Below are 20,186 nucleotides of genomic sequence, written 5' to 3' on the forward strand. Positions count from 1 at the left end.
TAGTCATTGCGCCGCGAGGTTCATCTCCCGCGTGAGACGCCCCCATTTGGCGCTTTCCGAGCGGATATAGGCGGCGAAGGCTTCTGGCGTCGTTGGTGCCGGTTGCGCACCGATCGTCCGCAGCTTCTCGATCACATCCGGATCTCCCAGCGCCTTGACGAAAGCGGCATTCAAACGCGCCACGATGTCGCCGGGTGTCGCGGCGGGCGCGACGAGGCCGAACCAGCCGGTCGATTCAAATCCCGCAATACCCTGCTCATCGAGTGTGGGCACGTCGGCGAGAAACGGCACGCGCTTGGCGCTGGTGACACCGAGTGGTTTCAACCGGCCGGCACGGATCAATTCCAACGAACTGGGGATGTCCAGCACCGCAAGCGGGATATGCCCGGCAAGGACATCGGTCACCGCAGGCCCTGTGCCCCGATAGGGAACCAGAGTCAGTTTGACATTCGTTGTTTGGAGAAACAGCGCAGCCGTCATGTGCATCACGGTGCCGTTGCCCCCATAGCCCACCGATAGTTGCCCGGGCTTTGCGGCAGCAGCCGCAAGCGCTTCTTTGAGCGTGGCAAATGGGGCGTCAGGCGCTGCGACCAGCACAAACGGGATATCGGCGAGCAGCGTAATCGGTGCCAGATCCTTGATCGGATCGAAAGACGTCGCCGGGCTGATGTGAGGGTTGATGGTCAATACGCCTGCCGGCGCCACGCCTAAGGTGTAGCCGTCAGGCTTGGCCTGCGCCACCGCCTGCATACCGATATTGCCGCCCGCGCCGCCGCGATTTTCGATGATGAAGCCCTGCTTCAGATCTGCAGCGATCACCGGCTCAAGCGCACGAATGAAGATGTCGGCGCTGCCGCCCGGCGGAAAGGTGACGACAATCTTGATGAGTTGGTCAGGATAGGCGGCCCACACAGGCGCCGTCGTACCGACCACGATCGAGCTGGCCGCGCCCGCAAGCAACATCCTGCGGGTAGGAGCGAATACGGTCATGCGATTGCTCCTGAAACAGTGTGCGAAGCGGAGCTTTCGTGTGCGGCTCTGTGCGGGTGTGCAGACGCGGCTCTGCCGGTGATGAGATGAATCAACGCTTCGGGATCCGATGGAGCGAGATGGCCACGCCAGGCGATGTGCTGATCGGGCCGCACCAGCAACAAAGCTTCAGTGGGCCGCGCTGCGCCGATTTCCGCCATCGAGAGATCAATCACCGTCAGGGGGACTCCATTGCGCCGCGCGGCCTCACTCAGCGCGGTCACGTCGCAAGTCGGATCGTAGCGCAAAAGCGTATAGCCGGGCCCCATCGCGTCAAAGATCGAACGGCCATCGCTCAGCCAAACATGCGGCATCCTGGCGCCCGGCACCGTCGAGGGTTCAAAATCGCCCATCGTATAGGCCGGCGGCGCCTCGCCGTCATAGGCGATGACCGGTGACTGATCGTAGAAATAACCGAAATTGAGCCCCGCGCAGCAGTATTGCTTCACGTTGAGATCGTAGGCGGCACGGCCGACCGCGGCACGCGCTGCCGCACCCGCCTCGCTATCTTCCTCGATCACCGCAGGTACTGCGCCGCGCTGGCTGATGCTCGCCAGCGCATGCTCCATCGCAAATCGCGACACCTGATCGGTGATCGGCTGGCGTTCGGCCGCATAGGCATCGAGCAGACCGGCATCCGCCCAGCCATTGAGATACGCTGCAAGCATCCAGCACAGCGAAACCGCATCCGCGATGCCCGCATTCATTCCGTAGCCGGCGTAAGGCATCCAGAGATGGGCGGCATCCCCGCAGATGAAGGCGTGCCGGTCGCGGAAGCGATCGGCGACGAGACGGCGCCCGACCCAGTCTTCCTTGCTGATGACCTCGTAATTGAAATCAGGGCCGACGCCCAGAATTGTACGGATGGACCAGTCGCGATCGACCGAGTCGAATTCCGGCTCGTCCGGTTTGAGGTGATTGTGGATCAGCCACCGGTCATGCCCGTCGATGGCAACGACAGTGCCGGTCCGTTGCGGATTGAGTGCCAGCACCATCCAGGCTGGTGTGTGGGGCTGCATCAGGGTCTTCAGATCCGGCGCATCGATGAGGGTCGACTGGACGCGCTGAATCACAGGCGTGCCGACGAAAGACGCGCCGATCAGCTTGCGCGTCAACGAGCGGCCGCCGTCGCATCCAATGAGGAAACGGGCACGGATGGTGAAGGACCGATCGTCGTCGAGCCCACGAGCCTCGACCGAGACGCCCGATATGTCCTGATCAAAATGCACCATCTCGGTGCGGGACAGAATCGTGATCCTGGGATTGGCAGCGGCATTCGCAAACAGCACGGGCTCCAGATAGATCTGGTTGATCCGGTGCGGCGGTTCGGGTGTCGGCCACCATGTGTCAGGCCCGTCTATTGCGGTGTAGCGCGTGGCGCGCGACGGAATGACGATCCGGCTGAGTTCGATACCCGTTGCGGTGGTGCGATACGAACAGTCGTTAGGAAAGTCCGGCGGCAGACCGGCGTCGCGGATCTGGGCCACGATGCCTAGCCGGCGAAAAACCTCCATCGACCGCGCCGAAACATGATTGCATTTGACATTGGGCGGCTCGCCGGCACGCCGGGTCTCGAGCATGATCACGTCTATCCCTCTGGATGCGAGGTCCAGAGCAGCGGTGAGGCCTACAGGCCCTGCGCCAACGATAACGACGGATGTCTCATAGTCTTGCATGGCTGGCTCCCTCGACCGCGTCTGCGCGCGTTACGTTGAAGCTAGCCGCAACTCTTGATAAGAGAAGTCGCTTTTCCAGTATTGATTGATAAGATTACCTCATGAATATCACCCTTCGCCAGCTGGAAGCACTGGTAGCGGTCAGTCGCACAGGCTCGATGACGCGCGCAGCTCAAGAACTTCACATCACCCAGGCTGCGGTCAGCCTCCTGCTCCGCCAACTTGAACTGCAGCTCGGCCTGCCAATGTTCGACCGCACGACACGGTCGTGTATACCGACCGCAGCCGGACGCGACGCTGTCCGAGCCGCAGAGCGTATATTGGGCGACGCGCTCAGCCTCACGCGTCAGATGCGCAGCCTGTCAGAAGCACGCAGCGGCACAGTCGTCTTCGTCGCATCGGCCGGTGCAGCCTCCGCGCTGATGCCGGCCGTGCTCGCGACATTCCGCACCGCTTATCCCGACGTCGATGTCATCATGCGCGATGTCGCATCCGATCAACTCGTAAGCGCGCTGCTCGCGTCGGACGCCGAATTCGCCATCGGCAGCGTGGATGGCCCGGTGCCCGAGGTGACGCTGACGCCTCTGGTAAGAGGACGTCTCAGCGCCATCGGCTGGCCCGGTTGCCCGATCGCAGCGATGCAAACGCTATCGTGGGATGAACTTGCGGATCTGCCGACCATCGCGATGCGCCGCGACACGCTGATCCGCGCACAGATCGACCGACGGCTGGGACGCGATGGCAAGGTGCTCATCCCGACCTACGAAGTGTCGCTCATCAACACGGCGCTTTCGATGACGGCGAAGGGCATCGGTTATGCGATCTTGCCCTCCTATATGATGCCGACCGACCAATATCCGGGGCTGATCGCTTTCCAGCTCGTACGGCCCGCGATCACCCGGCAATTGTCCTGGATTCAGCAGACCGGCCGCAGCCTGTCCCCGGCAGCGCTGCAGTTTCAGAAGATGACGGCGCGTGTGCTGGCCAGCGCGCACGCGACAGCCATTGCAAGGCGCGCGACGGCGTAACGCGCGATCTCGGTCCCTCTCATCATTGGCGTGGATTGGCCAACATCCGTCGACGCGAAGCGTTGCCGTAATCCCACAGCCTGCCCGGTTTCTATGTCCGGCGATGACTGGCCGTTGACACCCGGCCGCCTGTCGCGCGATGTTACATTATAACATCGGCGCTGGCAGACCTTTCCGCCAGCCGATGCGGGGCAGCCTTGTCGGCATGAAGTGGTTTCGCGCGAATATCAGACATGGGGCAAAGCTGGTGCTGTTCGCGCTGGCGGTGCAGCTCGTTCTGTCGTTCGGACACGTCCATGGCGGGATCGTCCACGCAGCCCCTCTCGACTCCGCTATCGCCCTCTCCGCCGGCGACGCTGCGCAGACGCCGGCCGCTCCCGAGACCGATCACCATCATCGGGCCGCCGACCCATGCGCGATCTGCGCTGTCATGGCGATGGCTGGCACGGCGCTGTTTGCCGCGCCGCCAGTCCTGCTGTTGCCGCAGGCCGCCGTCCTGCTGCAGCGGATCACCGAAGCTGAATTCGACCATCTCGACGCTATCAGCGGTGCATCGCAGCCGCGCGGTCCTCCCACATCCTGACATCACCTTTGACGATCGCTGCCGCGAATTCCTCGCGCGCAGTGCAACCGAAGTGAGATTCGCATCACCGCGAGTCCCGGCCCGAGCGCAACGATGCGCAGCCGGTGAAGTCAGGACAAACCCATGTCGATTCAATTCAAGCGCGCCCTCCTGCTCGGCACATCCGCCGTGGTGGGACTGAGCTGCCTCCCGCAATCTGCGCACGCGCAGACGCAGCTTCCGGCGGTGGAAGTCACCGCGCCTAGCCCGATCGTGCGCCGCAAGCCGGTGCCGTCGCGCACCGCACATACGCATGTCACGCGCCCCGCGCCAAACCGCAACGCCGTGCCGGTCCCCGTTGAGGCCGAGCCCGTCCAGGCCCAGCAGGGCGAACTCCCGATCGTCACCGATCAATTCGCCACTGTCACGGTGGTGCCGAATGACGAGATCCGCCGCTCCGGCGCCTCGACACTCGGCGATCTTCTCGCCAACAAGCCCGGCATCACCGGCTCCGGCTACGCACCGGGTGCATCGAGCCGGCCGATCATACGGGGTCTCGACGTCAATCGCGTCGGCATCGTCGAGAACGGCATCGGCAGCAACGGCGCATCGGATCTCGGCGAGGATCATTTCGTCCCCGTCGATCCGTTCGCTGCCAATCAGATCGAGGTCATCCGCGGTCCGGCGACGCTACGCTACGGATCGCAGTCGATCGGCGGCGTAGTGTCCGCATCCAATAATCGTATTCCCGATGCGCTGCCGAATTGCGCCGTTGCGGCGCCGTTCCAGAGCTACGGTCTGCCGGCGAAAGCACCGGCTGCCGGTCTCGCAGCGCCGGGCTGCATGAATGCCGAAGTGCGCACCTCGTTCAGCTCAGTAGACCGCGGCGTCGATGGCGGCATCCTGCTCGATGCCGGCGGCGGCAATGTTGCCGTCCATGCCGACGTCTATGGCCGCAAGGCCGGCGACTACAATGTTCCGAGCTATCCCTATGCCGAGCCCGGCCTCGCCTTCAACGGCAAGCAGCCGAATTCGTCGAACCAGTCGGCCGGTGCCTCGGTCGGCGGTTCGTATTTCTTCACCGGCGGCTATATCGGTGCGGCGATCACGCAGAACAACACGACCTATCGCATTCCGGGCGTCGAAGGCGCCCAGGTCGGCACACGTATCGCCGGCCAGCAGACCAAGTTCACGGCCAAGGGCGAGTATCGTCCGGACGCCGCAGCCATCGACGCGATCCGCTTCTGGGTCGGCGCGACGAACTACAAGCACAACGAAATCGGTCTTGCGGACGCGACCGACCCGACCAGCGACGGCGTGCGCCAGACCTTCACCAACAAGGAGCAAGAAGGTCGGCTCGAAGTGCAGATGATGCCCTTCAACGCGCGCTTTGCCACCATCACCTCGGCCTTCGGCCTGCAGGTCAACCATCAGGAACTGACGGCACCGAGCCCCGATGACATCGGCAGCCCTCTCAACGGCCTGTGGGATCCGAACAAGAACACCAGGGTCGCGGGCTACAGCTTCAACGAGTTCAAGTTCACCGAAACCACGAAGGCCCAGATCGCCGGCCGCATCGAGCATGTCGAACTCTCCGGCATGACGCCGTCGTCGATCCCGAACGAGTTCGATCTCAATGCCGATCCCGGCGCGATCGGCCCGGCGGTCGGGCGCAACCTGACCTTCACGCCGAAGAGCGGCAGCATCGGCCTGATCCAGGACCTGCCGTGGTATGGCCTCTCCGCCAGCATCACCGCGCAATATACCGAGCGTGCGCCGAAACCAGCCGAACTGTTCTCGCGCGGCGGACACGATGCAACCGAGACCTTCGATATCGGCAATCCGAATCTCGGCATTGAAACCGCGAAGTCGGTCGAACTCGGCCTGCGCCGCGCCGCCGGTCCGTTCCGCTTCGAACTCACGGGCTATTACACGCAGTATAATGGCTTCATCTATCGCCGCCTGACCGGCAACACCTGCGGTGACGGCGTCTGCCAGGCGGGCCTCGGCCTCGAACTGAACCAGGCGATCTATTCGCAGCGCGACGCCACGTTCCGCGGCGGCGAATTCCAGAGCCAGCTCGATGTGGCGCAGATCTATGGCGGCACATGGGGCATCGAGACCCAGGCGGACATCGTGCGGGCGACCTTCAGCGATGGCACCAATGTGCCGCGCATCCCGCCCGTGCGTGCCGGCGGCGGTCTGTTCTGGCGCGATGCCAACTGGTTCGCCCGCGTGAACATGCTGCACGCCTTCGCGCAGAACGACATTGCTCCGATCGCGGAGACACCGACATCGGGCTACAACCTGCTGAAGGCGGAAGTGAGCTACAAGACGCTGCTCGACCCGCGCATCTACGGCGCCAAGGAAATGACCGTCGGCGTGGTCGGCAACAATCTGTTGAACGAGAACATTCGCAATGCGGTGTCCTATAACAAGGACAACGTGCTGCAGCCCGGGCTGAACGTGCGGGCATTTGCGAGTGTGAAGTTCTGATTTCCACACACACTCGTCATTCCAGGCTGCGCCCTCTTCGGCGCAGACCCGGAATCCCGGCGTCGTGAAGCTCAATGCAAAGCACTTCGGGATTCCGGATTCACTCGCAGCTAACGCTGCGTGCGCCCCGGAGTGACAGTTTGTGGCTATGCCTTCGCCGCGTCCCAGTCCGGCCTGACAGCGCCCACGAGCCCTTCCGCCGCGCCTTCGACCAGCTCCAGCACTAGCAACCGCTTCTGATCAACCGGACCCGGCATGGTCACATTGCCCTTCGGGATCGCCTTGAAGCCGACCCGGCTGTAATAGGGCTCGTCGCCAACCAGCAGGATCAGCTTGTGACCCTTTGTGCGCGCATCGGCGATGGCACGGTCCAGCAGCTTGCGGCCGACGCCGCGGCTGCGGAACGGCGGCTCGACGGTCAGCGGCCCGAGCAGCAGTGCCGGCGTGTCGCCGACGCAGATCGGCAATTGTCTCACTGAGCCGACCAGCAGCGTACCGATCCGTGCTGTAAACGACAGATCGAGCAGATGACTGACATGTTCGCGCAGCCGATAGGCTGACAGCACGTAACGGCCCGGACCGAAGGTACGGGCATGCAGCCGTTCGATGATCTGGGCGTCGTTGGCGGTTTCCGCCAGGATGGTCAGAGAAAGGTCATTCATGTCGGGAGGCGAGATAGCATCTGGCGGGCGCGCGGTCCATTCCCGGGCGTAGGGGGATCATGCCCGCCAGGTGGCGCTAACCGGCTTCCCATCGAAGATCTCGGCCAGCCGCAGCCTCGTGCCCTCGGTGGTGTCGTGAGGCAGGGCATCCAGGGCAAAGAAGCCGGTTTCGGCAATCTCGCGATTGGGCTCGGGCAGCCGGTCCTGCCGGAACTGCCTAACCACATAGACCGCCACATGATCGCGGATCGAGACGTGGCTGTTGAGGAAGACGCCGTGCAGAACCGGCTCGCCGGTGAGTTCGATGCGCCCCTCTTCGCGCAGCTCCATGTCCAGCGCCTCGCGAAAGGTCTGGCCGACCTCGACGCCGCCGCCGGGCAGATACCAGCCGGTCACATAAGTGTGCCGGACCAGAAACACGCGGTTATCCACATCGAGCACCACGGCGCGGACGCCAAGCGTCATCCCGCGCGCGACGCGGAAATAGAGATGCACGAATTTGCGCAGGGTCGGCTCCAGCCGCTGCCGCAACGTCGGTGAGGTCATCGCGGCAAATTCCTGGCTGGCGACACGGTGGGTGCTTGCGTCATATGCCCCACCTTGCCAAAACATGCGGGGATTTCACAGGCATGAGGGCGCATTGAACCGGCTTGTTCACACACGCGCAGGGGCGGATCGTTTTTCATGACCGCATTCACCCTCGCGCATCTGTCCGATCCGCATGTTCCGCCAATGCCGGAGCCGCACTGGCGCGAGCTTATGGGACAGCGCGTGCTCGGCTATCTGAACTGGCGGCGCAACCGGCATTTGATCCACCGCCGCGACATGCTCGATGTCATCGTCAGCGACATGCAGGCGCAGCAGCCGGACCATATTGCGGTGACCGGCGACCTCGTCAATCTCGCGCTCGCAGCCGAATTCCCGCGCGCGCGGCGCTGGATCGAAAGCGTGGGCCCGCCGGATCATGTTTCGCTGGTCCCGGGCAATCACGACGCCTATGTGCGCGGAGCACCCGAACGTTTCGCCGAGACTTTCGGCGACTATATGCGCAGTGACGGCACCCCCGATACGCGCTTTCCGTTTCTGCGTATCCGCGGATCGCTGGCACTGATCGGTGCGTCGTCGAGTGTGCCAACCGCGCCGTTCATGGCGACGGGCTCGCTCGGCGACGCACAGCTTAGAGCGCTCAACATTATGCTTGGCGGCCTCGCCGACGCACATCTGTTTCGCGTGCTGCTGATCCATCATCCGCTGCGCTCGAAGCAAAGGCACAAGAGCCTGACGGATTCCGATGCGCTACAAATTCTGCTGAAGCGCCACGGCGTCGAACTGATCCTGCACGGTCACGACCACATTCATTCGACCATGTGGTTCGACGGCCCGCAGCGGCGCATTCCCGCTATCGGCGTGCCGTCGGCGTCATCGGTTGCGCACGGCCACAAGCCGGCGTCAGCCTACAATCTGTTCGCCATCGAACGTGACGGCGAGCGCTGGCGCTGCGAGCAAACGGTGCGGGGATTTGGCGACCGCAATATGGTGCATGAGATCAAGCGGACGATGCTGGTGTAGCGCGGCGCGCAGTCGTCAGTCGCCGCCTCCACCACAACCACCGCCTCCTCCGTCGCCGCCCCCGCCGCCATCACTGCCGCCGGAGTCGCCACCGCCACCACTATCGCTTCCCCCGTCGCCGAACCCGGCCGTGCTGCCATCGACGGACGAATTGGCGAAATCGCCTCCGCAATGTGCTGCTCCGCCGGAGCCATCACGGCGGAGCGCCTCGCATTGCGGACGATAGACAAAGCCACCGGGGATCTTCAGCTTCGCATCCAGCGCGAACAGCAGAGGCAGCCGCGTCGGATTTACCGGATCGATATTCTCGTATTTGCAGCAGTACCACCACACACGTCGTAGGCCCTCATTGTCCTTGCGATGCTCGGTCAGAATGACCGCTGGCGTATGATGCAGAAACGTGCCGAACGCGCGGCGGCAGAACTGTTCGTAATCGCGGGTGTAGAGAATGAATTCATGCCAGAGATCGTCGGCGACCTGCGACGGCATCGAGACGAAGCGCCGGCCACTCATCAAATGGGCAATGAAGAATTGGCGCAGGCCATGGGATACGAGCGCGCTATCCTTGCGCGCCAGACCGGGACGGTGCTTTTCTAGGCGATCCAGCAGTCCGCGCGGCCACGTATAGGTGCGGATGAATTCGGAACGGCGAAATTGAAGCCAGCCACGAAGCGCGTAGACGACGATCGCCACGCCAGCGAGCATCAACACGGATACCCAGACCAAGCTCCCCCCCCGGAAGTCTGCGGCCCGTTAGTAACCGCGCAGAGCTGTGATCATCGCCAAACCGAACAGCAGGATGATACCAAAGGCAACACCAAACACAAACGGCCAGAACCGGCTGCGCGGCTTCTTCGCCGGGGGCGGATCCACGTCCAGCGGCGCCGGCATCGTCACCAGCGCATGTTCTCGCTCGATCATGCGGCGCGCGATATAGTCGGTGACCGCCTTCACGATGGTTGGAACGTCATGCGCCTCGGCCAGCACAACGCGGCCATGGCGGGTGTCCTGCACGAAGCGATACATGCGCTTGTCGCGTCCCATGGCGACATGGGCGACCATGTCGATCCACAGCCGCGGCGTGTCGCCTTGGCTGATGCCACGGTCGAACATCTCGATGCCCACAGGGATCTCGGCAAACAGCGGATCGAGCGCCTCGTTGAGGATCTCGAGGCGCGCCACTTCGGCGTCGCGCAATTCGACGACGACACCGGTGCGATCGGCCGCCTCGATGCGGGCCTGACGCAACGCGTCGCGCAGCCGCTGCGGCCTAGCTTCCTCGACAGGCTTCGTCCCGTTACTCGCCACGCTGGACCTCTTTCTGGCTGCCTGAGCGCGCCATCCACCGGCCAGTAACCTATCAGTAACCACGAGTGCCGGAAAGGCCGTTTGTTTCCAGAGACTTGGCCACTGAACGTACCAACGGCCCCACCCGGTTGTCCGAATGAGGCCGCTGATATCCTTGGACGTCTTCTTATGGGCAAATCAGCGACAGGCTTGAGACGATCCGGCGGCACTGACGCCGCTCGGGATCTCAGCCTCAGGCGACGTGTCGGTCCTAAGCGACCTGGCGGCTCGGCTCTTCCACGATGGAGAAGCGGACACCGGCACGGTGGCGATTCTCTTCCGACACGGTCTTCCAGGCTTCTTCGGCCTGCTTGCGCGTCTTGAACGGGCCCTGCACCTGGGCCGAGCCTTCAACCAGCTTGTGGAAGTTCATCGAACCGAACTCGCCGCCGATGACCCAGAAATTGCTACCGTGTGACATGTCGTGCTCCTGCTCATTCCTAAAATCGACATTCGTGACATGCGATGCATTCACCGTGTGAACAGATAACGCCATATCGGCTTAAACTGCCAGATGCCTTGTGTTTGAATGGTGATGTGATGTAACATCGCGACTTGTAATAAATGTAATTTTGTAAATTTTGTCACAATCAGGCGACGGAACAATGGCAGGCGAGTCTGGCAAGAAACTGTTCGTGGGGCCGCGCTTCCGGCGCATCCGGCAGCAACAGGGCCTGTCGCAAACCCAGATGGCCGAAGGGCTCGGCATTTCACCGAGCTATATCAACCTGATCGAGCGCAACCAGCGGCCAGTCACCGCGCAATTGCTGTTGCGACTTGCGGAAACCTACGATCTCGATCTGCGCGATCTTGCGACCGCGGATGAAGACCGCTTCTTTGCCGAGCTGAACGAGATCTTTTCCGATCCGCTGTTTCGCCAGATCGATTTGCCGAAACAGGAATTGCGCGATCTCGCCGAACTCTGTCCCGGCGTCACGCATGCGCTGCAGCGGCTCTATGCGGCCTATACCGAAGCGCGGCGCGGCGAGACCATGGTGGCGGCGCAGATGGCCGATCGCCATGAGGGCGCGCCATTCGAGGCCAATCCGATCGAGCGCGTGCGCGACCTGATCGAGGCCAACCGCAACTACTTTCCCGAACTCGAAACGGCGGCCGAGGGCCTGCGCGACGAGATCAATGTGCCGTCTCAGGATCTGTTTGCTGCCCTGAGCACACGGCTGCGCGAAAAGTATTCGATCGTCACCCGCATCATGCCGGTGGATGTGATGCGCGAGACGCTCAGACGTTTCGACCGGCATCGCCGGCAATTGCTGATCTCCGAAATGGTCGATGCGCCCGGCCGCGCCTTTCAGGTCGCATTCCAGATCGGTCTCGTCGAGTGCTCATCAAATTTCGAGAGCATCATCGGCCGCACCGGCCCGCTCGACGACACCACGCGGCGGCTCTATCGCATCACACTGGCCAACTATTTCGCCGCGGCGGCGCTAATGCCCTATGCGGTGTTCCATGCTGCGGCGGAAGCGCTGAGCTATGACGTGCAGGTGCTCGGTCAGCGTTTCAATGTCGGCTTCGAGCAGATCTGTCATCGCCTCACCACGCTGCAGCGGCCGAATGCGCGCGGCGTGCCGTTCTTCATGTTACGTATCGACAATGCCGGCAACGTGTCGAAGCGGTTCTCGTCGGGCACCTTCCCGTTCTCGAAATTCGGCGGCACCTGTCCACTGTGGAACGTGCACTCGACTTTCGACACGCCGGACCGCCTGCTGAGCCAGGTGATCGAACTGCCCGATGGCAGCCGCTACTTCTCCATCGCGCAGACGCTGCGCAGGCCCGCAGCGCCGCATCCACAGCCGCAACCGCGCTTCGCCATCGGCCTCGGCTGCGAGATCCGCCATGCCGGCAAGCTGGCCTATTCGGCCGGGCTTGATCTGGAGAAGATCGAAGGCACGCCGATTGGCGTCAACTGCCGGCTTTGCGAGCGCGAGAACTGTAGCCAGCGCGCCGAGCCGCCGATCACGCGGAGCCTGATCCTGGACGAGAATACGCGGCGGGTCTCGTCATTTGCTTTCAGCAATGCGCGGGAACTATAGTTGCAGGGTCCTCCCGATCAACCCTAACATTGAGGCCGTTGATGACGTTGCTGGTCCGGGAAATGCTGCCGTCCGAAGCTCACGTCGTCAGCACCTATTTCCACAATGCCGCGCCGGAATTCCTGGAAACGATGGGCGTCGATCCAACCAGGATGCCGCCGGCGCATATCTGGCAGGAGCGCATCGCCCAACAATATGCACTCCCGCCGGAACGCCGCGCCGCCGTTGTCGCGCTGTGGCTAATGGACGATCAGCCCATCGGGTTTTCCAGTTGTGACAAGATTGTCTATGGCGAAAGCGCCACCATGCATCTTCACGTGCTGCAGCCGGACAGACGACAAACCGGAATCGGTACAGAATGCGTTCGCCGAAGCGCGGCGATCTATTTCGACATGCTGAAGCTCAAATCGCTGTTCTGCGAGCCGAATGCCTTCAATGTTGGGCCGAACAGAACCCTGCAAAAAGCCGGCTTCAAGTATGTGAAGACCCACATGACGGTGCCCGGCCCGTTGAATTTTCATCAGGCCGTGACACGGTGGGTCATTGAACGATGAGTCGGACAAAGTTTGCACGACAGAAAGTTGAACTCAGCACATGCGGTGGAAAGCGTCGTTGAAAACATTTGCCCTCGTCACTTTCGCGGCCAGCCTGACGCTGTTCACCATCCCCGCCTCCGCGCAGCGCGCCGCCTGTCACAACGGCCAGAGCTTCGATCAATTTCTCGCCGGCCTGAAACAGCAGGCCGTCGCTGCCGGCGTATCGCAGCGCGCGATGGCGGAAGCCTCGCCCTACCTCGTCTACGATCAGGGCATCGTCAATCGCGACCGCGGGCAGCGGGTGTTCGGGCAATTGTTCACGCAATTTGCCGGACGCATGGCGGCGGATTACCGGATGCAGAACGGGCAACTCAAGATCAAGGCGAATGCCGCGGCCTTCGCACGCGCCGAGAAAGAGTATGGCGTGCCGCCGGCGGTCATCGCCGCGTTCTGGGCGCTGGAGAGCGACTTCGGCGTACAGATGGGAAATCTGCAGACGCTGCGCTCGCTGGTGTCGCTGGCTTACGATTGCCGGCGCTCGAAGATGTTTCAGGACGAGACCATCGCCGCGCTGAAGATCATCGATCGCGGCGATCTCTCGCCGGCCGAGATGATCGGCTCATGGGCCGGCGAACTCGGCCAGACGCAGTTTCTGCCGACGCATTATTTCAACTATGCCGTGGACTATGACGGCGACGGTCATCGCAATTTGCTGCGCAGCCCCGCCGACGTGATCGGCTCGACCGCTCACTACATTTCCACCGGTTTGAAATGGCGTCGCGGCGAACCGTGGCTGCAGGAGGTGCGCATCACCGAGAATATCCCGTGGGACCAGGCCGATCTCACCATCCAGTTGCCACGTGCCAAATGGGCCTCATTCGGCGTCAGCTATCCCGACGGACGGCCACTGCCCAACGACACCATGCCGGCCTCGCTGCTGCTGCCGATGGGGCGGCACGGCCCCGCGTTCCTCGCTTACGCGAATTTCGCCGCCTATACCGAATGGAATAATTCGCTGATCTATTCGACCACCGCGGCCTATCTCGCCACCCGCATCAATGGCGCGTCCAAGATGCGGCAGCCCTCCGCCCCTGTCGCGCAGCTGTCACATCCTGAATTGCGCGAGCTGCAGCAACTGCTGGTGAAGCGCGGCTTCAATGTCGGCAAGATCGATGGCATCCTCGGTCAGCAGAGCCGCACGGCGGTGAAGGCCATGCAGGTCAAGTTCGGCCTGCCCGCGGATTCCTGGCCGACGGCCGAATTATTCGCAGCATTGAAATCCGGGCGCTAAATTTCTTCTCTTTTGTACCGTTGGGGCGGTTGAATTCGGCCAGCCGCGCCCCAAGTCCATGCAACAGCATCTTTCTCCGCCTCGCCGCTGTGCTTTGACCCGCATCACAAAAGAGCATCCTTATGCCGTTCTATGATTCCGTCGTACCCGCTTATCTGCAAATGCTTGGCAGTCTGTCCGCCGGCCTGAAAAAGGCCGAAGCCTATGCTGCCGCAAAGAAGATCGAGCCCGGCATCCTGCTCGGCACACGGCTGTTTCCCGACATGCTGCCGCTGAGCCGGCAGGTCCAGCTCGCCTGCGATTTCGCCACCAAGGGCAGCGCGCGCCTGTCCGGCAGCGAAGTGCCGGCGGTGCCGGATACCGAAACCAATTTCGAGGAATTGCAGGCGCGCATCACAAAGACCGTCGAGTACCTGAAGACCTACAAGCCCGCCCAATTCGACGGCGGCGAGACCCGGGAGATCACCTTCCCCACCGGCCCGGGCAAGACCACGACCATGTCAGGCCAGGAATTCCTCACCAGCTTCTCGCTGCCGAGTTTCTATTTCCACGTCACCACCGCCCACGGCATCCTGCGGATGTGCGGCCTCGATGTCGGCAAGCGCGACTTCCTCGGCGCGCAGTAATCCCCGCGGTCACCAAAGGATATTCAACTGCACGCAGGCCGATGGAGAGATCATGATCATTCTATTCGCCATCGCTGCGACTGCTTTATCCTGAACAAAAGACACGCAGCGCAAAGGCATTGCCAAGGTGCTGCGTGATGCCCAACTCGATCTCATCCTTTATCGAATGGAACATTCCCATGAGCACGTCCAAACTCTTCGAACCCTATAAGCTTGGTGCCATCACCCTGACGAATCGCACGGTGATGGCACCGCTGACGCGCAACCGCGCATTGCCGGGCAATGTGCCGAACCCGCTGGCGGTCGAATATTATGGCCAGCGTGCCAGCGCTGGCCTTCTGGTGACCGAAGGCACACCCGTCTCGCAGCAGGGCCAAGGCTATCAGGACGTCCCGGGCATCTATACCAATGAGCAGATCGCCGGCTGGAAGAAGGTGACCGAGGCCGTGCATGCCAAGGGCGGTCATATCTATATGCAGATCTGGCACGTCGGCCGCATCTCGCATGTCAGCCTGCAGCCGAATGGCGGCGCGCCGGTGGCGCCTTCCGCGATCCGCGCTAACACCAAGACATTCGTCAGCAATACCTTCACGGACGTCTCGGAGCCGCGCGCGCTGGAGCTTGGTGAAATTCCGGGCATCATCGACAGCTTCGCGCGCGGCGCCGCCAATGCCGTCGAAGCCGGCTTCGACGGCGTCGAGATCCATGGCGCCAATGGTTATCTGCTCGAGCAATTCGCGCGTGATAGCACCAACAAGCGCACCGACGCATATGGCGGGTCGCTCGAGAACCGCGCCAAGCTGATGCTGGAAGTGGCCGCGGCAGTTGCCAAGGAAATCGGCGGCGACAGAACCGGCATCCGCATCTCGCCGGTGACGCCGGCCAATGACGCCGCCATCGACAGCGACGCGCAAAAACTGTTCGATTACATCACCGACGGGCTCAGCGCCGAGAAGCTGGTCTATCTCCACGTCGTCGAGGGCGCGACCGGCGGCCCGCGTGACAACGCACCGTTCGATTACGCCGGCCTGCGCAAACGCTTCAAGGGCGCCTATATCGCCAATAATGGCTTCGACCTCGCGCTGGCCAACAAGGTGCTCGCGGCCGATGCCGCCGACTTGATCGCCTTCGGCAAGCCGTTCATCTCGAACCCGGATCTGGTCGAGCGCCTGAAGTCCGGCGCACCGCTGAACGAAGCCGACAAGGCGACGTTCTATGGCGGCGGCGCCAAGGGCTACACGGATTATCCGTCGCTGGCTGCTGCAAAGTAAGCGGCGGAGTAAGTCCTGTCATTCCGGGATGCGCGTTCTTCACGCGCAGACCCGGAATCCCGAAGTGTTCAACCATCCCAAGATTCCGGGTTTGCGCGCTAGGCGCCCCGGAAGGACAGAAAGAAGAAAGGCCGGGATCACTCCCGGCCTTTCTGGTATCTGCGCATTCGCGACACGCTTCGTAATTTTGTTTTCACCCGCTGCAGCACGCGGCGACATCTCAGCCAGGTTCGACATGACGCAAAACAAATATCCCGCTTCCATGAAGGCCGTTGCCTTTGACGACTTCGGTGGGCCGGAGGTCTTGCGATATGTTGAGGCGCCATCACCCTCGGTGAGGCCGAACGATCTGATCGTGCGTGCCGCAGCTGCCGGGATCAACCGGGCAGACATCAATTATCGGCAGGGCAAGTACGGCAAGGAGCCGAACTTCGGCGATTCCGACCTGACAGGTTTTGAAATTGCGGGAACGGTGATCGATGTCGGCGATTCCGTCACACAATTCCAACCGGGCGACCGCGTCATGGGCATCACGGGCGGTGGCGGCTATGCCGAGCTTGCCCGCATGGATGCCGGGCTGGCGATTCCGGTCCCGGCATGGATGACGGATGTCGAAGCTGCAGCCATTCCCGAGGCCTTCGTCACGGCCCACCAGGCACTCTTTCATCTTGGGCAGCTCCAAGAGGGTGAGCGGGTTCTGATTCACGGCGCTGGCGGTGGCGTCGGCTCGGCGGCGGTGCAACTGGCGCTGCTGTCCGGAGCGGGCTTCGTCATCACCACGAGCAGCGCCGAGAAGCGTGCGCGGCTACTGGCGCTGGGCGTTCATCTGGCGATTGATTATCGCGCCGAGCAGTTCGACGAGGTCATCGCACGATTGTCGCCCGAACCGGGAGCCGATGTGATCATCGACTTCGTGGGCGGCCCCTATCTCGAGCGCAATATTCGCTCGCTCCGGCCGGGCGGACGCCTGATCCAAATCGGTATCTCCGGCGGATCTCAGGCGACACTTCCGCTCGATCTCGTTCTCTTCCGAAGGTTGCGGATCGAGGGAACGGTCATGAAATCCGTGTCCCTTGCGGAGAAGCGCAATATGGTCGGGCGCTTTGCGGAGCGATGGATGCCGGCGCTCGCAAAAGGTGAATTGAAACCGATCATCGACCGGACGTTCGCTCTGTGCGATGCCGGTGAGGCGCAGCGGCATTTCGAGCGAGCCGAACACTTCGGCAAGATTCTTTTGACTCCCTAGAGCCTGACGCAGCAATCAACTGCGTCTTGGATATTTCTGCGCTTTTTCATCCAGGACGCACATACGTTCGTTGCTCTTGCGCAAACGCAGGGATGTGCATGGCAAGCTGTCGCGTGATGGAGGCGCGCGCAAAGGACTGCCAGAACAGTGGCGTCGTTCCCGTAACGGAACGTCAGATGCAATGCAGTCCGGATCCTGGATTGCCTGCCTGCCACTGCAAACGACATAGCATGAAGATTCTCCTTGATCAGATACTCTCTCAATCGACCTATTCGAGCGAGATCGACGTTCCCATCGACAAGATCGATATCGCCGACTGGCTGTTCAACCTGCCGGAAGCCGAATATCAGCGCTGCTGCCCGCCCGACCACATCTCGGCCGGAACGACCAGCACAGACGATGGACGCCGGATGTTGATCAATGTCGAGCAGATCGGGCCTGGTCTGGTGATCCAGCACTATGTGGCCGAAGAAGCGACACCGACATATTGCCGGATGAATTCGCTGTCGGACGTTTTCACGCCAAGCGGGCGCACGCAGGTCAATGTTATCTGGGAATTGATCGCGGAACCGCTGGATGCCGGCCGTACGCGCTATACCAATCGCGTCACCTGCCATCCGACCGACGCCTTCATGGCGTTCATCGCCGAGCACGGCCAGACATTCGAGCAGGCGGCCACAGCGCGTCAGGCTGCGGGCGGCGACCATAACAGCCGAGAGACGCCGCTGTTTGCAGCGAGTATCGCGCGCAAGGCGTTGGCCAGAAAGTAAGGTGCATCGAACTCTGACTATCATCGCCGCCTAACGCACCGAGGGTGCGCGCGGAGAGGGGATCCAGTAGATACCAGTCGCCGTGCTTGAGCACAGACACTTGCGTCTACTCGATCACCCGCTTTCGTGGGTGATGACAAGTGAGAGTGAGGCGGTTGGTTCACCACAAATGAAAAGGCCGGGATCGCTCCCGGCCTCCTATTTGATCAGGGAGTTCGCTTAGTTCGACGCGCGCTTCTGCGGCGGGGTTGCGGGCCACGACTTGATCAGCGTGTCGTAGTCCACCGTCTCGCCCTTCGGCTTCTCGTTGGCCAGCTTGCGCTGGGGCGCGATGTTGCCGTCCTTCGCAGACTTGTTGTACCAGAACTCGGCGGTTTCCTTCTTGTTCAGCTTCGGTCCGCATTCGCCCTGAACCTTGGATCGTTCAAGACGTTCGAGCACCGAATCCTGAGCTGCGGCCAGTGAGTCCATCGCCTGCTGCGGAGTCTTCGCACCGGACGACGCATCGCCGATATTCTGCCACCACAACTGTGCCAGCTTCGGATAGTCCGGGATGTTGTTGCCGGTCGGCGACCACTGCACGCGGGCAGGCGAGCGATAGAACTCGACCAGACCGCCAAGCTTCGGCGCGCGTTCGGTGAACGACTTGTCCCAGATATCGCTCTCACGGATGAAGGTGAGACCGACATGGCTCTTCTTCAGCGACACCGTCTTCGAGGTGATGAACTGCAGATAGAGCCAGGCTGCCTTGCGGCGATCGGCGGGCGTCGACTTGAGCAGCGTGCCCGAACCGACGTCCTGATAGCCGAGCTTCATGCCTTCTTTCCAGTAGGAGCCATGCGGCGACGGGGCCATGCGCCACTTCGGCGTTCCGTCGGCATTCATGACCGCGAGACCCGGCTTCACCATGTCGGCGGTGAAGGCGGTGTACCAGAACATCTGCTGGGCGATATTGCCCTGTGCCGGCACGGGCCCCGACTCGGAGAAGGTCATGCCCTGCGCCTGCGGCGGGGCATATTTCTTCATCCAGTCGAGATATTTCGCGATCGAATACACGGCGGCCGGACCGTTGGTATCGCCGCCGCGCTCGACGGAGGAGCCGACCGGACGGCAGCCTTCCATGCGAATGCCCCATTCATCGACGGGCAGACCGTTCGGAAGCCCCCTGTCGCCGTTGCCGGCCATCGACAGCCAGGCGTCGGTGAAACGCCAGCCGAGCGACGGGTCCTTCTTGCCGTAGTCCATGTGGCCATAGACCTTGACGCCGTTGATCTCCTTGATGTCGTTGGTGAAGAACTCGGCGATGTCCTCATAGGCCGACCAGTTCACGGGCACGCCGAGATCGTAGCCATACTTGGCCTTGAACTTGGCCTTGTAGTCGGGATTGGTGAACCAGTCGTACCGGAACCAGTAAAGGTTGGCGAACTGCTGGTCGGGCAGTTGATACATCTTCTTGTCCGGCGCGGTGGTGAAGGACGTGCCGATGAAGTCCTTGACGTCGAGCGTCGGGCTGGTGACGTCCTTGCCTTCCGCGGTCATGTAGTCCGACAGCGCGATGGTCTGGCCGTAGCGGAAATGCGTGCCGATCAGATCCGAGTCGTTGATCCAGCCGTCATAGACGTTCTTGCCGGACTGCATCTGGGTCTGCAGCTTCTCGACCACGTCGCCTTCCTGGATCAGGTCGTGCTTCAACTTGATGCCGGTGATTTCGGAGAATGCCTTCGCCAGCGTGCGCGATTCATATTCGTGCGTGGTGATGGTTTCGGAGACGATGTTGATCTCCATGCCTTTGAACGGCTGAGCAGCCTTCTCGTACCACTGCAGTTCTTTGAGCTGCTCTGCCTTCGACAGCGTTGATGGCTGGAATTCGCCGTCGATCCACTTCTGAATGGTGGCGTCGTCGGCCTTGGCCGGCGCGGCGAGCAATGCAGTCGCCGTGATCAACGCAGCAGCGCTGGTCATCATGATATGGCGCGTCGGGCGACGTGCCTGTGTCGTCAGGTGCCTCATAGCTTCCTCCCTCACT

General features: G+C 62.0%; 19 protein-coding genes. 11 read left to right on the forward strand and 8 right to left on the reverse strand.

What is annotated here, in order from left to right; translation table 11 throughout:
- Positions 1-3: 3 nt before the first annotated feature.
- Both AB8A33_RS23110 and AB8A33_RS23115 read right to left on the reverse strand, forming a co-directional pair.
- Positions 4-990 (reverse strand): Bug family tripartite tricarboxylate transporter substrate binding protein, encoded by a 987-nt coding sequence (locus AB8A33_RS23110; RefSeq protein WP_439094891.1) that lies wholly within the window; start codon positions 988-990, stop codon positions 4-6.
- Positions 987-2,705 carry an FAD-dependent oxidoreductase gene (locus AB8A33_RS23115; RefSeq protein WP_439094892.1) on the reverse strand — a complete coding sequence of 573 codons (1,719 nt, stop codon included), beginning with the start codon at positions 2,703-2,705 and terminating at the stop codon, positions 987-989. Before AB8A33_RS23115 ends, AB8A33_RS23110 begins: the two co-directional genes overlap by 4 nt.
- 101 nt (positions 2,706-2,806) lie before the next feature.
- Here AB8A33_RS23115 and AB8A33_RS23120 point away from each other — a divergent pair, with 101 nt between their 5' ends.
- The 3 genes from AB8A33_RS23120 (at position 2,807) to AB8A33_RS23130 (ending at position 6,791) form a co-directional block, all read left to right on the forward strand.
- Entirely contained in the window at positions 2,807-3,733 is a 927-nt protein-coding gene (locus AB8A33_RS23120) for a LysR substrate-binding domain-containing protein (RefSeq protein ID WP_439094893.1), read from the forward strand.
- A gap of 205 nt (positions 3,734-3,938) precedes the next feature.
- On the forward strand, positions 3,939-4,316 hold the full coding sequence (locus tag AB8A33_RS23125; RefSeq protein ID WP_439094894.1) for a DUF2946 family protein: 378 nt from the start codon (positions 3,939-3,941) through the stop codon (positions 4,314-4,316).
- Between the two features lie 123 nt (positions 4,317-4,439).
- The gene (locus AB8A33_RS23130; protein ID WP_439094895.1) at positions 4,440-6,791 is read left to right on the forward strand and encodes a TonB-dependent receptor; all 2,352 of its coding nucleotides are present in this window, start codon (positions 4,440-4,442) and stop codon (positions 6,789-6,791) included.
- A gap of 146 nt (positions 6,792-6,937) precedes the next feature.
- On the opposite strand, the gene AB8A33_RS23135 is transcribed toward AB8A33_RS23130, so the two are convergent.
- Positions 6,938-7,453 (reverse strand): GNAT family N-acetyltransferase, encoded by a 516-nt coding sequence (locus AB8A33_RS23135; RefSeq protein ID WP_439094896.1) that lies wholly within the window; start codon positions 7,451-7,453, stop codon positions 6,938-6,940.
- A gap of 57 nt (positions 7,454-7,510) precedes the next feature.
- Positions 7,511-7,999 carry an NUDIX domain-containing protein gene (locus tag AB8A33_RS23140; protein WP_439094897.1) on the reverse strand — a complete coding sequence of 163 codons (489 nt, stop codon included), beginning with the start codon at positions 7,997-7,999 and terminating at the stop codon, positions 7,511-7,513.
- Positions 8,000-8,137: 138 nt separating this feature from the next.
- On the opposite strand from AB8A33_RS23140, the gene AB8A33_RS23145 reads away from it, so the two are divergent.
- Positions 8,138-9,022: a metallophosphoesterase family protein gene (locus AB8A33_RS23145; RefSeq protein WP_439094898.1), complete on the forward strand. Its 885-nt coding sequence runs from the start codon at positions 8,138-8,140 to the stop codon at positions 9,020-9,022.
- Positions 9,023-9,037: 15 nt separating this feature from the next.
- On the opposite strand, the gene AB8A33_RS23150 is transcribed toward AB8A33_RS23145, so the two are convergent.
- The 3 genes from AB8A33_RS23150 to AB8A33_RS23160 all read right to left on the reverse strand — a co-directional run bounded on the left by AB8A33_RS23150 (position 9,038) and on the right by AB8A33_RS23160 (position 10,790).
- Positions 9,038-9,748, reverse strand: coding sequence for a glycine-rich domain-containing protein (locus AB8A33_RS23150; RefSeq protein ID WP_439094899.1), 711 nt, complete (start codon positions 9,746-9,748; stop codon positions 9,038-9,040).
- A 27-nt stretch (positions 9,749-9,775) separates the two neighbouring features.
- Positions 9,776-10,330 carry a hypothetical protein gene (locus AB8A33_RS23155; RefSeq protein WP_439094900.1) on the reverse strand — a complete coding sequence of 185 codons (555 nt, stop codon included), beginning with the start codon at positions 10,328-10,330 and terminating at the stop codon, positions 9,776-9,778.
- Between the two features lie 250 nt (positions 10,331-10,580).
- The gene (locus tag AB8A33_RS23160; protein ID WP_068733054.1) at positions 10,581-10,790 is read right to left on the reverse strand and encodes a DUF4170 domain-containing protein; all 210 of its coding nucleotides are present in this window, start codon (positions 10,788-10,790) and stop codon (positions 10,581-10,583) included.
- A 184-nt stretch (positions 10,791-10,974) separates the two neighbouring features.
- On the opposite strand from AB8A33_RS23160, the gene AB8A33_RS23165 reads away from it, so the two are divergent.
- The 7 genes from AB8A33_RS23165 to AB8A33_RS23195 all read left to right on the forward strand — a co-directional run bounded on the left by AB8A33_RS23165 (position 10,975) and on the right by AB8A33_RS23195 (position 18,160).
- Positions 10,975-12,420 (forward strand): helix-turn-helix domain-containing protein, encoded by a 1,446-nt coding sequence (locus AB8A33_RS23165; protein WP_439094901.1) that lies wholly within the window; start codon positions 10,975-10,977, stop codon positions 12,418-12,420.
- Between the two features lie 62 nt (positions 12,421-12,482).
- Positions 12,483-12,974 (forward strand): GNAT family N-acetyltransferase, encoded by a 492-nt coding sequence (locus tag AB8A33_RS23170; RefSeq protein ID WP_439096019.1) that lies wholly within the window; start codon positions 12,483-12,485, stop codon positions 12,972-12,974.
- A 40-nt stretch (positions 12,975-13,014) separates the two neighbouring features.
- A complete protein-coding gene (locus AB8A33_RS23175; protein WP_439094902.1) occupies positions 13,015-14,247 on the forward strand; it encodes a lytic murein transglycosylase in 1,233 nt (410 codons plus the stop codon).
- A 122-nt stretch (positions 14,248-14,369) separates the two neighbouring features.
- Positions 14,370-14,873, forward strand: a complete 504-nt coding sequence (locus tag AB8A33_RS23180; protein WP_439094903.1) for a DUF1993 domain-containing protein — start codon at positions 14,370-14,372, stop codon at positions 14,871-14,873.
- A gap of 179 nt (positions 14,874-15,052) precedes the next feature.
- On the forward strand, positions 15,053-16,144 hold the full coding sequence (locus AB8A33_RS23185; RefSeq protein ID WP_439094904.1) for an alkene reductase: 1,092 nt from the start codon (positions 15,053-15,055) through the stop codon (positions 16,142-16,144).
- Positions 16,145-16,208: 64 nt separating this feature from the next.
- Positions 16,209-17,390: an NAD(P)H-quinone oxidoreductase gene (locus AB8A33_RS23190; protein ID WP_439094905.1), complete on the forward strand. Its 1,182-nt coding sequence runs from the start codon at positions 16,209-16,211 to the stop codon at positions 17,388-17,390.
- 230 nt (positions 17,391-17,620) lie between these two features.
- Entirely contained in the window at positions 17,621-18,160 is a 540-nt protein-coding gene (locus AB8A33_RS23195; protein WP_439094906.1) for a hypothetical protein, read from the forward strand.
- 219 nt (positions 18,161-18,379) lie between these two features.
- On the opposite strand, the gene AB8A33_RS23200 is transcribed toward AB8A33_RS23195, so the two are convergent.
- Positions 18,380-20,170, reverse strand: a complete 1,791-nt coding sequence (locus tag AB8A33_RS23200; RefSeq protein ID WP_439094907.1) for an ABC transporter substrate-binding protein — start codon at positions 20,168-20,170, stop codon at positions 18,380-18,382.
- Between the last annotated feature and the right edge of the window lie 16 nt (positions 20,171-20,186).

This window comes from Tardiphaga sp. 813_E8_N1_3 (assembly GCF_051811025.1).
Classification (GTDB): Bacteria; Pseudomonadota; Alphaproteobacteria; order Rhizobiales; family Xanthobacteraceae; genus Tardiphaga.

Bases quoted from the DNA above. Each gene is read 5' to 3' on its own strand.
- AB8A33_RS23110 (WP_439094891.1), bottom strand. From the start codon at position 990: ATGACCGTATTCGCTCCTACCCGCAGGATGTTGCTTGCGGGCGCGGCC.
- AB8A33_RS23115 (WP_439094892.1), bottom strand. From the start codon at position 2,705: ATGCAAGACTATGAGACATCCGTCGTTATCGTTGGCGCAGGGCCTGTA.
- AB8A33_RS23120 (WP_439094893.1), top strand. From the start codon at position 2,807: ATGAATATCACCCTTCGCCAGCTGGAAGCACTGGTAGCGGTCAGTCGC.
- AB8A33_RS23125 (WP_439094894.1), top strand. From the start codon at position 3,939: ATGAAGTGGTTTCGCGCGAATATCAGACATGGGGCAAAGCTGGTGCTG.
- AB8A33_RS23130 (WP_439094895.1), top strand. From the start codon at position 4,440: ATGTCGATTCAATTCAAGCGCGCCCTCCTGCTCGGCACATCCGCCGTG.
- AB8A33_RS23135 (WP_439094896.1), bottom strand. From the start codon at position 7,453: ATGAATGACCTTTCTCTGACCATCCTGGCGGAAACCGCCAACGACGCC.
- AB8A33_RS23140 (WP_439094897.1), bottom strand. From the start codon at position 7,999: ATGACCTCACCGACGTTGCGGCAGCGGCTGGAGCCGACCCTGCGCAAA.
- AB8A33_RS23145 (WP_439094898.1), top strand. From the start codon at position 8,138: ATGACCGCATTCACCCTCGCGCATCTGTCCGATCCGCATGTTCCGCCA.
- AB8A33_RS23160 (WP_068733054.1), bottom strand. From the start codon at position 10,790: ATGTCACACGGTAGCAATTTCTGGGTCATCGGCGGCGAGTTCGGTTCG.
- AB8A33_RS23165 (WP_439094901.1), top strand. From the start codon at position 10,975: ATGGCAGGCGAGTCTGGCAAGAAACTGTTCGTGGGGCCGCGCTTCCGG.
- AB8A33_RS23170 (WP_439096019.1), top strand. From the start codon at position 12,483: ATGCTGCCGTCCGAAGCTCACGTCGTCAGCACCTATTTCCACAATGCC.
- AB8A33_RS23175 (WP_439094902.1), top strand. From the start codon at position 13,015: ATGCGGTGGAAAGCGTCGTTGAAAACATTTGCCCTCGTCACTTTCGCG.
- AB8A33_RS23180 (WP_439094903.1), top strand. From the start codon at position 14,370: ATGCCGTTCTATGATTCCGTCGTACCCGCTTATCTGCAAATGCTTGGC.
- AB8A33_RS23185 (WP_439094904.1), top strand. From the start codon at position 15,053: ATGAGCACGTCCAAACTCTTCGAACCCTATAAGCTTGGTGCCATCACC.
- AB8A33_RS23195 (WP_439094906.1), top strand. From the start codon at position 17,621: ATGAAGATTCTCCTTGATCAGATACTCTCTCAATCGACCTATTCGAGC.
- AB8A33_RS23200 (WP_439094907.1), bottom strand. From the start codon at position 20,170: ATGAGGCACCTGACGACACAGGCACGTCGCCCGACGCGCCATATCATG.